Genomic DNA, 12,871 nt, shown 5'->3' with positions numbered 1-12,871 from the left:
AACTGCCAAGCATTTCCATTTGCACGCGGTTGGCGTTTATTCCGCATTCCAGGATGTTTCGACGACGTGAACAACAACAAACCTCTCCCACGCTTTCGCGCCCTGGCGCTGGCCCTGGCGGTCAGTACTGTGGCCGTTGGCAGCCAGGCCGCAGAGGCCGCTAATGCCCTCCACATCCAGGCCCAGCCGTTGGGTTCGGCGCTGAACCAGCTCGGCCAGCAAACCAGCCTGCAGCTGTTTTTCAGCCCCGAGCTGGTCGCCGGCAAACAGGCCCCGGCGGTATCGGGCAACCTGGCGCCGGTGCAGGCGCTGCAACAGCTGTTGCAAGGCAGCGGGCTCACCTACGAGATGTCCGGGGACACCGTTGTGGTGAAGCCTCTGCCGACTACCCTTGACCTGGGCAGCGGCAGCCTGGAGCTGGCACCCACCGACATCAAGGTGGTCGGTGACTGGCTGGGTGATGCCCAGCAGAGCGTGGTACAGAACCACCCTGGGGCACGCACCGTGGTACGCCGCGAGGCAATGGTGGAGAAGGGCGCAATGAACGTGCGCGACGTGCTGCGCGGCATCCCCGGCGTGCAAGTGCAGGACTCCAACGGGACCGGTGGCAGCGACCTGTCGCTGAACGTGGGCGTACGCGGCCTTACTTCGCGCCTGTCGCCGCGCTCCACGGTACTGATCGATGGCATCCCGGCCGCCTTCGCGCCGTATGGCCAGCCACAGCTGTCGATGGCACCGATTTCTTCTGGCAACCTCGACAGCATCGACGTCGTGCGCGGTGCCGGCTCGGTGCGCTATGGCCCGCAGAACGTGGGCGGCGTGATCAACTTTGTAACCCGGGCGATTCCGGAAAAGGCCTCGGCAGAGCTGTCCACCACCCTGGAGACCTCTCAGCACGGTGGCTGGAAACACACCGAGTCAGCCTTCGTCGGTGGCACGGCCGACAATGGCATGGGCGTGGCGCTGTTGTACACCGGGGTGAATGGCAACGGTTACCGTGAAAGCAACAACGGCAACGACATCGATGACGTAATCCTCAAGACGCATTGGGCGCCAACCGATGTCGATGAGTTCTGGCTCAACTTCCATTATTACGATGGCCGTGCCGACATGCCGGGTGGCCTGACCCAGGCCCAATACGACAGCAACCCGTACCAGTCGCTGCGCGATTACGACTACTTCGCGGGCCGGCGCAAGGATGTGTCGTTCAAATGGCAGCGGCAGCTCGACGATGCCACCCAGTTCGAAGTGCTGACCTACTACACCGACAGCTTCCGCGGCAGCACCATCGCCTCGCGGGACATGAAGACGTTGTCGTCGTACCCGCGCAACTACCACACCTTTGCCATCGAACCCCGTGTGTCGCGCATCTTCTTTGCCGGCCCAACCACCCAGGAAGTCAGTGTCGGTTACCGTTACCTGAAGGAAGCGATGCGCGAACAATCGACTCGCCTGGCGCTGATCGACAACGTGCCGACGGTGACCCCGACTTCCGACGGCCACGTGTTCCAGGACCGCAGTGGCGGCACCGAGGCCAGCGCCTACTACATCGACGACAAGATCGACGTGGGCAACTGGACCATCACCCCTGGCGTGCGCTTCGAACACATCAATACCGACTGGCGCGACCGCCCGGTGCTGGACGCCAACAACCGCCCGGTAGCCGAGAAGAAGCGCAGCATCACCAGCAACGAGCCTTTGCCGGCACTGAGCGTGATGTACCACGTTTCCGATGCCTGGAAGGTGTTCGCCAACTACGAGACTTCGTTCGGTAGCCTGCAGTACTTCCAGCTGGGCCAGGGCGGTTCTGGCAACAGTACGGCCAATGGCCTGGAGCCGGAAAAAGCCAAGACCTACGAAATCGGTACCCGTTATGACAATGGCGGCTTTGCCGGTGAGCTGACGGCGTTCTACATCGACTTCGATGATGAGCTGCAGTACATCAGCAACGACGTGGGCTGGACCAACCTCGGTGCGACCAAGCACCAGGGCATCGAGGCTTCGGTGCGTTATGACCTGGCCGGGCTGGACCCGCGCCTGGACGGGCTGTCGGTGAGCGGTGGCTACACCTATACCCGCGCGACCTATGAAGGGGATATCCCAGGGTTCAAGGGCCGAGACCTGCCGTTCTATTCACGCCAGGTGGCCACTGCCGGGGTGCGTTACGCAGTTAACCGCTGGACCTGGAACCTGGACGCCTATGCCCAATCGAAGCAGCGTGCGCCGGGAACCGGGATCAATGCCGATGGCAGCTTCAATGGCGATTACATTACCCAGCCAAGTGCCGACGGGCAGTATGGCGATATTCCGGGTTATGTGACCTGGCATGCCCGCGGTGGGTATGAATTCGGGCCTGAACTGTCCAACCTGAAGCTGGCGGCGGGGGTGAAGAACCTGTTCGACAAGCAGTACTTCACCCGCTCCAGTGACAACAATGCCGGCCTTTACGTGGGTGAGCCGCGGACCTTCTACGTGCAGGCCAGTGTTGGGTTTTGATCCGAGATTGCCGGGGCCGCTTTGCGGCCCTTCGCTCGCTCTTGTAGGAGCGGGTTTACCCGCGAAAGGGCCGGGCCTGCTGGCCAATTTTCACCAGTCGTTCACCGTTGCCGCCACCACCGTATTCGCGGGTAAACCCGCTCCTACACATGATCGGTGGTGGACATACATCGGGGATTGAACACAGGCCGTTGTAGGAGCGGGTTTACCCGCGAAGGGGCGCAAAGCGCCCCCGACGATTACGAAACCACCGCCTCGGCCGGCGAAACGATACTGCTTTTCGCCCCCCGCGATCTCCCCGAGCTCAGGTACGCGGCAATCGACTCCTGCGTCACCTCGCCCAAGAACACCTGCTCGGCATCCAGCACCGGCAACCACGCGCGGTTGAACTCGTACATGCGCGACAGCAGGATGCGCAAGTGCTCATCGTACGAGGCCGTGGCATTGAACGGCCGCAGGAAATCGCCACACGTCCCTTGCTGGCGGTGCATGTCGCGCCGGCGCACATAGCCCAAGGCCTTGTTTTGCGCATCGGTCACCACCACGTAGCGGCGGTCGTGCTCATCCAGCAGCTCCAGCGCGTCGCCCACCGGTGTTTCCGGGCTCACCGACGGCGCGTTGTCCGCTGCATCCTCGGCACGCACCAGCAACAGGCGTTTGAGGGTGCTGTCCTGGCCCACAAAGTTGCTGACGAAATCATCCGCCGGGTGCGCCAGCAGGGTATCCGGGTGATCCAGCTGCAACAGCTTGCCGGCACGGAAGATGGCAATCTTGTCGCCCAGCTTGATCGCTTCGTCGATGTCGTGGCTGACCATGATCACGGTCTTGTTCAGCGCCCGCTGCATTTCGAAGAACTCGTTCTGGATCATTTCGCGGTTGATCGGGTCGACCGCGCCGAACGGTTCATCCATCAACAGCACGGGTGCATCTGCTGCCAGGGCGCGAATCACGCCGATACGCTGTTGCTGGCCGCCAGATAGCTCGCGCGGGTAGCGTTGCAGGTACTGCTTGGGTTCGAGCTTGATCATGTGCATCAGCTCGCGAGCCCGCTCGTGGCATTTCTGCTTGTCCCAGCCAAGCAGGCGCGGGACCACGGTAATGTTCTCCTCGATGGTCATGTTGGGGAACAGACCGATCTGCTGGATCACATAGCCGATGTGCCGGCGCAGGGTAACTTCGTCCAGGCCGGTGGTGTCTTCGCCGTTGATGAACACCTGGCCCGAGGTGGGCGTGATCAGGCGGTTGATCATTTTCAGCGTGGTGCTCTTGCCGCAGCCCGACGGGCCGAGGAACACGCAGATTTCCCCTTCATTGACGGTGAGGCTTACCGAGTCGACGGCTTTGACGTCCTTGCCGTTGACGTTGAAGGTTTTGCTGAGGTTCTTCAGTTCGATCATGAGCGCAGTCCTTCTGGAGTCAGGGCACGTTGCAGGGTTTGCAGCAGCAGGTCGGCGATGATCGCCAGCAGGCTGACCAGTACGGCGCCGACCAGCAGCATCGACATGTCGCTGCGGCTGATGGAAGTCAGGATCAGCACGCCGAGGCCGCCGGCGCCGATGGTGGCGGCAATGGTCATCACACCGATGTTCATCACCACGGCGGTGCGCACGCCGGCGAGGATCACCGGTACGGCGATGGGCAGCTCGACCATGCGCAGGCGCTGACCGAAGGTCATGCCGATGCCACGCGCGGCTTCACGGATACCGGGCTCGACATTGGTCAGGGCCAGGTAGGTGTTGCGCATGATTGGCAGCAGCGAATAAAGAAACACGGCAGTGATCGCCGGCAAGGGGCCCAGCCCCTGGCCGAACTTGGAGTAGAACGGCAGCAGCAGGCCGAACAACGCAATCGAGGGGATGGTCAGCAGCACTGTGGCGCTGGCCTGCAGCGGGCCGGCCACCGCCGGGAAGCGGGTCATCAGGATGCCCAGCGGCACGCCAACGAGGATCGCCAGGCCGACGGCGATGCCGACCAGCATGATGTGCTGCCAGGTCAGTTGCAGCACCTGGGCCCAGTCGAGGTGGGCGAACGTGTCGAGCAGGCTCATGGCTGTACCTCCTTGAGGGGATGCTCTCGCAGGAATGCGGCGGCCACAGCGGTCGGGTTCTGGTGGTCTACGTCAACCTTGGCATTGAGCTGGCGCATGGTCTCGTCATCGAGCTGCTCGGCCAGTGGCTTGAGTAGGGCGACCAGTTGCGGGTTGGCGTCGAGCACGGCCTTGCGCACCACCGGGGCGGCGGTGTAGTCGGGGAAGTAGTGCTTGTCGTCTTCGAGCAGCTTGAGGTTGAACGCGCTCAGGCGACCGTCGGTGGTGTAGACCAGGCCTGCGAACACCTGGTTGTTGTGCATGGCCGTGTAGACCAGGCCCGCGTCCATCTGGCGGATGTTGGCGCGGCCGACCTGCAGGTCGTACATTTCCTTGAGCCCGACCAGGCCGTCGGGGCGGTTGGCGAACTCGGTGTCCAGAGCCACCAGGTGATTACGCTTGCGCTCGTCGCGCAGCACCTGATTGAGGTCGCTGATCGAGTTGATCTGCGGGTAGGCCTCGGCGACCTGCTTCGGCAAGCCGAGGGCATAGGTGTTGCTGAATTTCGACGGGGTCAGCCAGATCAGGTCTTTTTTGGCATCCAGCTCCTTGACCTTGGCGTAGGTGGCCTCGGCGCTGGGCATACGCTCATCGATATGGTTGTAGGACACCAGCGACACCCCGGTGTATTCCCACATCAGGTCGAGCTGGCCGGTTTCCTGGGCCTGGCGAGCAATGCTGCTGCCCAGGCCGGTGGTGACGCGTACGTCAAAGCCGTTGGCGCGCAGGTACTGCGCGGTGATTTCGGCGAGCACGGTCTGTTCGGTGAACACCCGCGCGCCGATGCGCACCAGGGGTTTTTCCGCTGCCTGGGCAACTCCTGCGAACAGCAGGGCCGCGCCCAGCAGCAAGGCGATTCTCTTCTTCATACGTTTCCTATCCTTATTGGGCCAGGCCACGTTCCAGCCAGCGCCTGCTGGAGAAACTCACCGCCGCGTCCAGCACCAGTGCCAGCAGCGCGGTGCAGGCGGCACCCAGCAGCAGCTGCGGCTGGTTGTTCAGGGCGATGCCGGGAAAGATCAGGCTGCCCAGGCTGTTGGCGCCGATCAGGAATGCCAGCGGTGCGGTGCCCACGTTCAGCGCCAGGGCCACGCGTACGCCGCCGACGATGATCGGCACGGCGTTGGGCAGTTCCACCTGCCAGAGTTGCTGGCGCGGGGTCATGCCGATGCCGGTAGCGGCTTCCTTGAGCGATGCGGGGACGTTTTTCAGGCCTTCGTAGGTGTTGCGCACGATGGGCAGGAGGGACGCGAGGAACAGTGCGAAGATCGCAGGCCCGGCGCCGATGCCCAGGATACTCAGGGCGATGGCCAGAACGGCCAGAGGGGGGATGGTGTTGCCAACGTTGAAGAACTGCATGAAGCGCTCGGCTTTGTCGACCCGGTGCGGTCGACTCAACGCAATGCCGGCGGGGATGCCCACGGCCAGCGCTGCCACCATCGAAGCCAGCACCAATACCAGGTGCGCTTGCAGGTAGAACCCAAGATCGTCGCGATAACGCGCGATCGTGTCGATGCCGATCCAGTGGACCAGCAGGGCCAGGATGACGAGCACGGCGGCCCATCCCAACAGCCCCTTTCCGTAGCGTTTAGCCACAGGCGGACTCCTTGTGTTGTCGGCGAGCACACTTCTTGGAAGCCGGCCAATCCTGGCGGCGGGTGGTGTGTTCGCGAGTAGCAGCGAGATGCAAGCCGAAGGCTGCGATCAGGCCATGAGCCGAACCCCGTCGGGCCCGAAAATGCTGATGAAACCAGTCCCCAACCGAAGCGGGTTGCAGGGGAGTGGACGTCTCCGTGGGCGTAAAGGTTCCCATCTGAGGCGGCATTTGGCCAGCGTTAATCGCTGGGTTGCGGGATTTTTGGCGAGAAAAAACAGCGGCTTAATACGCTGCAGGCGTTGAAATAACTGCGCTTTTGGCATTTGTCGTGATAAATCGATTGCCTGTTGGATTTCTTTTGTCTGTGCCGGCCTCTTCGCGGGTAAACCCGCTCCTACAGTGACTGCACCGCATCCGAACCCTGTGTCGTACCTGTAGGCGCGGGTTTACCCGCGAAGAGGCCGGCACAGGTGCCATTCATTCGGCAGATTTTGGTCCAGGCCCAACTTCAGGTATGATACTGCCCCTTTCAAATCCCCCAGTCAGGCGATTTCCCATGACCAACCAGGCCGCCGAAGTCGCGAAGCGCCGCACTTTCGCAATCATTTCCCACCCCGACGCCGGTAAGACCACCATCACCGAGAAGCTGCTGTTGATGGGCAAGGCCATTGCCGTCGCCGGTACCGTGAAGTCGCGCAAGTCCGACCGCCATGCCACCTCCGACTGGATGGAAATGGAGAAGCAGCGCGGCATCTCCATCACCACCTCGGTGATGCAGTTCCCGTACCGCGAGCACATGATCAACCTGCTCGACACCCCCGGCCACGAAGACTTCTCGGAAGACACCTACCGCACCCTGACCGCGGTGGACTCGGCGCTGATGGTGCTCGACGGCGGTAAAGGTGTAGAGCCGCGTACCATCGCCCTGATGGACGTGTGCCGCCTGCGCGACACGCCCATCGTCAGCTTCATCAACAAACTCGACCGAGACATCCGCGACCCGATCGAACTGCTCGACGAAATCGAAGCCGTTTTGAAGATCAAGGCCGCGCCAATCACCTGGCCGATCGGTTGCTACCGCGACTTCAAGGGCGTGTACCACCTGACCGGTGACTACATCGTGGTGTACACCCCGGGCCACGGCCACGAGCGCACCGAAGCCAAGATCATCCAGAAGCTGGACTCGGACGAAGCCCGCGCGCACCTGGGCGACCAGTACGATTCGTTCGTCGAGCAACTGGAGCTGGTGCAGGGCGCTTGCCACGAGTTCAACCAGGAAGAGTTCATCAACGGTCAGCTGACCCCGGTGTTCTTCGGTACTGCGCTGGGCAACTTCGGTGTCGACCACGTGCTCGACGCCGTGGTCGACTGGGCGCCGCGCCCGCTTGGCCGTGTGGCCCACGAGCGCACCGTGGAGCCTGTGGAAGAGAAGTTCACCGGCTTCGTGTTCAAGATCCAGGCGAACATGGACCCGAAACACCGCGACCGTATCGCCTTCATGCGCATCTGCTCGGGCAAGTACGAGAAGGGCATGAAAATGCGCCACGTGCGCTTGAACAAAGACCTGCGTATCGGCGATGCGCTGACGTTCTTCTCCTCCGAGCGTGAGCAGCTGGAAGAAGCCTTTGCCGGTGACATCATCGGCCTGCACAACCACGGCACCATCCAGATCGGCGACACCTTCACCGAAGGCGAGGCGCTGGGCTTCACCGGTATCCCGCACTTCGCGCCGGAGCTGTTCCGCCGCGTCCGCCTGAAAGACCCGCTGAAATCCAAGCAACTGCGTCAAGGCCTGCAGCAGCTGGCCGAAGAAGGTGCTACTCAGGTGTTCTTCCCTGAGCGCAGCAACGACATCATCTTGGGTGCGGTCGGTGTGCTGCAGTTCGACGTGGTCGCCAGCCGCCTGAAGGAAGAGTACAAGGTCGAGTGCGCCTACGAGCCTATCACCGTCTGGTCGGCGCGCTGGATCAGCTGCGATGACAAGAAGAAGCTCGAGGAATTCCAGACCAAGGCCATGGAAAACCTGGCTATCGACGGCGGCGGTCACCTGACCTACCTGGCGCCGACCCGGGTCAACCTGGCGCTGATGGAAGAGCGCTGGCCGGACATCAAGTTCCGCGCTACCCGCGAGCACCACTGATCTCAGTCGCCTGCTCCTGACCCTGTGTAGGAGCGGGTTTACCCGCGAATGCGGCGTCAAGTCTACCGACGCATTCGCGGGTAAACCCGCTCCTGCCAGTGATCGCGTAGCGGGTGAAATCAGTTCCCTGCTTTGATACTGGTCCAGATTCGCGTACGAATACGGTCGATCTTCGCCGGCATCGCCTCCAGCGCATACAGCTTGCCCATCACCTCGTCGCTCGGGTAAATCATCGTATTACCCTTCATCGCCGGGTCCACCAGCCCGTCCGCCTTGAGGTTGCCGTTGGCGTACTGGACGTGGTTGCTGATGTTGGCCATCACCTCCGGCTGCAGCAGGTAGTTCATGTAGGCATATCCGGCCTTTTCATCCGGCGCATCGACGGGCATGGCGACCATGTCGAACCACATCGGCGCGCCCTCCTTAGGTATCGAATAGCCCACCTTCACGCCATTGTTCGCCTCATCGGCGCGGTTCTTCGCCTGCAGCACATCCCCCGAGAACCCCACTACCACGCAGATATCGCCGTTGGCCAGGTCGCCCGTGTACTTGGACGAGTGGAAATAGCTGATGTAAGGCCGCACTTTCATCAGCAGGTCCTTGGCCTTCTCGTAGTCCTTGGGGTCTTGGCTGTGATGGGGCAAGCCCAGGTAGTGCAGGGCGATCGGCAGCAGTTCGGGGCCATTGTCCAGCACCGCGACGCCACAGCTTTTCAGCTTGCTCATGTACTCGGGCTTGAAGATCAGGTCCCAGGAGTCCACGGGCGCGTTGTCGCCGAGCACCGCCTTGACCTTGTCGATGTTGTAGCCAATACCGGTACTGCCCCACAGGTACGGGAAGCCGTACTGGTTGCCCGGGTCGTTCACCTCCAGCGCCTTGAGCAGCACCGGGTTGAGGTTGTGCCAGTTAGGCAGCTGGGATTTGTCCAGGCGCTTCAAGGCCTTGCCCTGGATCTGCCGGGCCATGAAATGGTTGGAGGGGAACACCACGTCGTAGCCGGAATTGCCGGTCATCAACTTGCCATCGAGGGTTTCATTGCTGTCGTACACGTCATAGGTCGGCACGATGCCGCTGGCTTGCTGGAAGTTCTTCAACGTATCGGGGGCCACGTAGCTGGACCAGTTGTAGATCTTCACCGTTTCAGCGGCGCTGGCCACGCTGGCGGCCAGCATCAGGGGGGCGAGGAGGAAGGTGCGCATGTCGGGTTTACCTTGCTTTGTCTGTTGTTATCGAAGGCAGGCGATCAGCGGATCAGAAAATAAGCACGTAGGTCTTGCGCACGGTCTCCAGGATGTCCCAGGTGCCGGTGCTGTTGGCCGGTAGCATCAATGCGTCTCCGGCTTCTATGACCAGGGGCTCGCCACCGTCGGGGGTGAACGTGCAGCGGCCCTTGATGAAATGGCAGAACTCCTGTTGCACGATCTGCCGCCGCCAGCGCCCTGGGGTGCATTCCCAGATGCCGGTCTCAACGCCATCGCTGCGCTCCACGCAGGTGACTGACGTGACTGCCACGGGTTCGCCGAGCGGTACCGCGACCGGGTTGGAGCTGTCGAGCACGGCAAATTCGGTGTTCTTGAACTGGGTGATGCTCATGACCGGTGGATCCTGTACGAGTGAAAAGGGAAGTCAGTGCATGAAGCCTTCCATGAAGTCCGCAACCGAGATGGCCAGGCGCCGCCTCCACGGCGCACTGGCGGGGTTGGCGAGGGTCCGGTCCTCATGGACGAAACTCTGGATGATCGCGTTGTAGCCCAGCCAGCGGCAGGGCTCGGGAGGCCAGCTGGCCAGGCTCGATAGCGGGCGGTTGTCGAGCACCCAGGGTTGCGCCGTCAGCTCGTTGCGCTGGTTGAGGATCAGCGCCGCCAGGGTGCGCCCACCCAGGTTGGTAGCCCCGACGCCTTCGCCGCCGTAGCCGCCGGCAAGGGCGATGCCGCGCTGGCGGTCGCAAAGCATGTGTGGGCGGAAGCGTCGCGCCATGCCGAGGTTGCCGCCCCAGGTATGAGTGATGCGTACCTGTTTGAGCTGCGGGAACAGTTCGCCGAACAGGTAGCGGCGCAGTTCGACTTCGTGTTCGTCGAGGTTGAAGTTCTCGCGCAGACGCCCACCGAAGCGGTAGCCACCGCGGGCACCGAAGACCAGGCGGTTGTCGGCGGTGCGCTGGCCGTAGGTGACCTGGCGGCTGCTTTCACTGAAGGCTTGGCCCTTGCTCAGGCCAATTTGCTCCCAGATGGCCTCTGGCAGCGGCTCGGTGGCCACCAGCAGGCTCTGTACTGGCAATTGGTGTTTGCCCAGTGGCGGCAGGCTGGCGGCGTAACCCTCCACGGCAGGCACCATCCACTGGCAGCGAATCTGTGCCAGCGGGGTACGCACCTCGCTCGGCTGCCAGTCGATGGCCGGGGTGTTTTCGTAGATCGATACGCCCAGCGCCTCCACTGCCCGGGCAAGGCCGCGCACCAGCTTGGCTGGCTGGATGGTCGCCGTGTGCGGGCTGTAGATGGCTCCAAACGCATTGCTGACCCGTAACTGGTTACCCAGCTGCTCGGGGCTCAGCCAGCGGTAGTCGTCCTCGGTCATGCCTTGGCGATACAAGTCGTCGAGGTAGGCGCGCAGGCTGCGTTCCTGCTCCGGGTAGCGCGCCGCGCAATAAAGGACGCCGCCTTTGCGGTAGTCGCAGTCGATGCCTTCGCTTTGCAGCACGCGATGCACTTCATCCGGGATGCCGTGCAGCAGGTCGATGCTGGCGCGGCGCTGTTGCGGCGAGAGGGTGCCGAGCAGGCGGTCTTCGCCGAGCAGGTTGCCCATCAGCCAGCCCCCATTACGACCGGAGGCGCCGAAGCCAGCGATTTGGGCTTCGATCACCGCGATGTTCAGCTGGGGTGCCTGGCGCTTGAGGTAGTACGCGGTCCAAAGGCCGGTATAGCCGGCACCGATGATGCACACGTCAACGTCGAGGTCATTGCGCAGTGCCGGGCGCGCGCACAGCGGCTCGTCGAGCTGGTCCATCCACAGGCTGAGCGTGCGCAGGGGTTGCATCGGGTTCGGCTCCACATCCGTCAAGGTCTGTGGGCGATGCTAGTGGTGTCAGTGGGCGGCTGTCTTACGTGCGTGCACGCAGGGAAATTTGCTTCAGGTAGGCCTTGGGCGTGAGCCCGGTGTGCTCACGGAAGCACTTGTAGAACGCCGACAGCGAGTTGAAGCCGGCACTGAAGGCCAGCTCGTCGATCGTCGCCTCGACGCTGTCGTCGCCGAGGCTGGCCATCAGGTGCTGCAGGCGTGCCTGGTTGACGTAGCGGTAGAAGCTTTGCCCCAGCACCTGGTTGAGCAGGTAGGAAATCTGGTTGCGGCTGTAGCCGCTGGCGTCGGCGACCTGTTGCAGGTCGAGCTCCGGGTCGAGGTAGGGGCGTTGACGCTGGAAGTAATGCTCCAGGTCCTGGGCCATGGTCGACAACTGCCGGGGCGACAGGCCCAGGCGGCTGGTGGCGGGGCGCGGACCGCTGTTGGCGTGGCCTGTGCCGTTCTGGCGGACCAGCGTGGCGTATTCGTTGACCCGCCAGATCAGCCCGTCCCTGACGGTGATCGCCTCGCTGGACTGGAACGCAACCAGGCCGTCGCCGCCCTGGACCGTGACCTGATACTGGATGAATGCGGTGCAGCCATCGACGCGGATGCGGTCGCTGTGGACGATGTCTTCGCCGGCTTCATGGGGCAGGCAGCCGCGTACGTAGTCGCGCAGTTCCTGATGGCCGAGCACGCGATTCTGGAAGAAGTCGTGGTACTGGATATCGGGGTGGTAGAGCGCCATGACACCGTCGAGGTCGCGATGCTTCCAGCAGAGGTGGTAGCGCAGCACGATTTCGGCGGTAAGCGGCGTTTGCTCGGGGCCGTCGGGGAGGGTGATGGCGATCATGGGTGGATAGTGCATTGCAGAACACCCAGGTGCAAGGGCGTGGATCCTGCATATTGCACGGTTTGCTCAGGCGGCTTGGAGGGTAAGCCTTTGATTCTTATGAATGTAGTTTTTTGATACAACTGGCATGGCGGCTGCACCTTTCTTGTCACCATCGAACAAGGAGAAAGGCCATGCGCTCGATACTGCTTTGGATGATTGGGGTGCCGATTCCGGTGATCATTCTGATCTGGTTCTTTATGCATTGAGATTTTGGGGGCCGCTTTGCGGCCCTTTTGCTACAACTCTTCGCTACAAAAGGCATGTGCAAGGTAGGCAGGCGCGAACATAGTCGAATCCCCAGATTTTGTAGGTTTGGAGAAAACCGCACCCACAGGTAACGTCGCAGAATGCCCTGGGCAAAGCCCTCAGTTATCTGGCCAGCAACTGGTACTAGGTGAGGGTTTCCACCGCTTTGTTGTTCGTCACCCGCTTGATGTCGGTCAGGCGACCCAGCGGGTTGTCGTAATTCAGGCGCACGTGGGTGCAGCCGGTGGCGCTGAAGTCGGTCAGTTTGCCGTCGGACGTTGTAGGCTTACCGCTGTTAAACTCAAGCGAACAACCAAGGTGACCCCGGGCACTTAGCATTAGTCATCCGAAAATGCC

General features: G+C 62.2%; 11 protein-coding genes. 2 read left to right on the top strand and 9 right to left on the bottom strand.

Annotated elements, in window-relative coordinates; genetic code table 11:
- The first annotated feature begins 66 nt into the window (after positions 1 to 66).
- The gene (locus tag AA098_RS23110) at positions 67 to 2,496 is read left to right on the top strand and encodes a TonB-dependent siderophore receptor (RefSeq protein WP_003248491.1); all 2,430 of its coding nucleotides are present in this window, start codon (positions 67 to 69) and stop codon (positions 2,494 to 2,496) included.
- 239 nt (positions 2,497 to 2,735) lie between these two features.
- On the opposite strand, the gene AA098_RS23105 is transcribed toward AA098_RS23110, so the two are convergent.
- The 4 genes from AA098_RS23105 to AA098_RS23090 are packed head-to-tail and all read right to left on the bottom strand — an operon-like array spanning position 2,736 to position 6,178.
- On the bottom strand, positions 2,736 to 3,893 hold the full coding sequence (locus AA098_RS23105) for a betaine/proline/choline family ABC transporter ATP-binding protein (RefSeq protein ID WP_003248489.1): 1,158 nt from the start codon (positions 3,891 to 3,893) through the stop codon (positions 2,736 to 2,738).
- Positions 3,890 to 4,543 (bottom strand): ABC transporter permease, encoded by a 654-nt coding sequence (locus AA098_RS23100; protein WP_003248487.1) that lies wholly within the window; start codon positions 4,541 to 4,543, stop codon positions 3,890 to 3,892. Before AA098_RS23100 ends, AA098_RS23105 begins: the two co-directional genes overlap by 4 nt.
- The gene (locus tag AA098_RS23095) at positions 4,540 to 5,451 is read right to left on the bottom strand and encodes a glycine betaine ABC transporter substrate-binding protein (RefSeq protein WP_004575997.1); all 912 of its coding nucleotides are present in this window, start codon (positions 5,449 to 5,451) and stop codon (positions 4,540 to 4,542) included. The genes AA098_RS23100 and AA098_RS23095 overlap by 4 nt, the downstream gene beginning before the upstream one ends.
- 13 nt (positions 5,452 to 5,464) lie before the next feature.
- Positions 5,465 to 6,178: an ABC transporter permease gene (locus AA098_RS23090; RefSeq protein WP_004575998.1), complete on the bottom strand. Its 714-nt coding sequence runs from the start codon at positions 6,176 to 6,178 to the stop codon at positions 5,465 to 5,467.
- A gap of 557 nt (positions 6,179 to 6,735) precedes the next feature.
- Here AA098_RS23090 and AA098_RS23085 point away from each other — a divergent pair.
- Positions 6,736 to 8,319, top strand: a complete 1,584-nt coding sequence (locus tag AA098_RS23085) for a peptide chain release factor 3 (protein ID WP_003248481.1) — start codon at positions 6,736 to 6,738, stop codon at positions 8,317 to 8,319.
- 119 nt (positions 8,320 to 8,438) lie between these two features.
- Here the strand turns inward: AA098_RS23085 and AA098_RS23080 are convergent, their stop codons facing one another.
- The 5 genes from AA098_RS23080 to AA098_RS23060 all read right to left on the bottom strand — a co-directional run bounded on the left by AA098_RS23080 (position 8,439) and on the right by AA098_RS23060 (position 12,853).
- Positions 8,439 to 9,518 carry a polyamine ABC transporter substrate-binding protein gene (locus AA098_RS23080; RefSeq protein WP_003248478.1) on the bottom strand — a complete coding sequence of 360 codons (1,080 nt, stop codon included), beginning with the start codon at positions 9,516 to 9,518 and terminating at the stop codon, positions 8,439 to 8,441.
- Between the two features lie 52 nt (positions 9,519 to 9,570).
- Positions 9,571 to 9,912, bottom strand: coding sequence for a cupin domain-containing protein (locus AA098_RS23075; RefSeq protein ID WP_003248474.1), 342 nt, complete (start codon positions 9,910 to 9,912; stop codon positions 9,571 to 9,573).
- Positions 9,913 to 9,945: 33 nt separating this feature from the next.
- Entirely contained in the window at positions 9,946 to 11,352 is a 1,407-nt protein-coding gene (locus AA098_RS23070) for an FAD-binding oxidoreductase (protein ID WP_064615029.1), read from the bottom strand.
- Positions 11,353 to 11,416: 64 nt separating this feature from the next.
- Positions 11,417 to 12,241, bottom strand: a complete 825-nt coding sequence (locus AA098_RS23065; RefSeq protein ID WP_177342686.1) for a nuclear transport factor 2 family protein — start codon at positions 12,239 to 12,241, stop codon at positions 11,417 to 11,419.
- 417 nt (positions 12,242 to 12,658) lie between these two features.
- Complete coding sequence (locus AA098_RS23060; protein WP_064615028.1) at positions 12,659 to 12,853, bottom strand: hypothetical protein; 195 nt, start codon at positions 12,851 to 12,853, stop codon at positions 12,659 to 12,661.
- Positions 12,854 to 12,871: the final 18 nt, after the last annotated feature.

Origin of the sequence: Pseudomonas sp. JY-Q (assembly GCF_001655295.1) — a bacterium.
Classification (GTDB): Bacteria; Pseudomonadota; Gammaproteobacteria; order Pseudomonadales; family Pseudomonadaceae; genus Aquipseudomonas; species Aquipseudomonas alloputida.
Note: the sequence above shows the minus strand (reverse complement) of the source record. Positions and strands in the feature narration are given on the sequence as shown.

Coding starts and splice junctions, on each gene's coding strand:
- AA098_RS23105 (WP_003248489.1), bottom strand. CDS start 3,893: ATGATCGAACTGAAGAACCTCAGCAAAACCTTCAACGTCAACGGCAAG.
- AA098_RS23100 (WP_003248487.1), bottom strand. CDS start 4,543: ATGAGCCTGCTCGACACGTTCGCCCACCTCGACTGGGCCCAGGTGCTG.
- AA098_RS23095 (WP_004575997.1), bottom strand. CDS start 5,451: ATGAAGAAGAGAATCGCCTTGCTGCTGGGCGCGGCCCTGCTGTTCGCA.
- AA098_RS23085 (WP_003248481.1), top strand. CDS start 6,736: ATGACCAACCAGGCCGCCGAAGTCGCGAAGCGCCGCACTTTCGCAATC.
- AA098_RS23080 (WP_003248478.1), bottom strand. CDS start 9,518: ATGCGCACCTTCCTCCTCGCCCCCCTGATGCTGGCCGCCAGCGTGGCC.
- AA098_RS23075 (WP_003248474.1), bottom strand. CDS start 9,912: ATGAGCATCACCCAGTTCAAGAACACCGAATTTGCCGTGCTCGACAGC.
- AA098_RS23070 (WP_064615029.1), bottom strand. CDS start 11,352: ATGCAACCCCTGCGCACGCTCAGCCTGTGGATGGACCAGCTCGACGAG.
- AA098_RS23065 (WP_177342686.1), bottom strand. CDS start 12,241: ATGCACTATCCACCCATGATCGCCATCACCCTCCCCGACGGCCCCGAG.
- AA098_RS23060 (WP_064615028.1), bottom strand. CDS start 12,853: ATGCTAAGTGCCCGGGGTCACCTTGGTTGTTCGCTTGAGTTTAACAGC.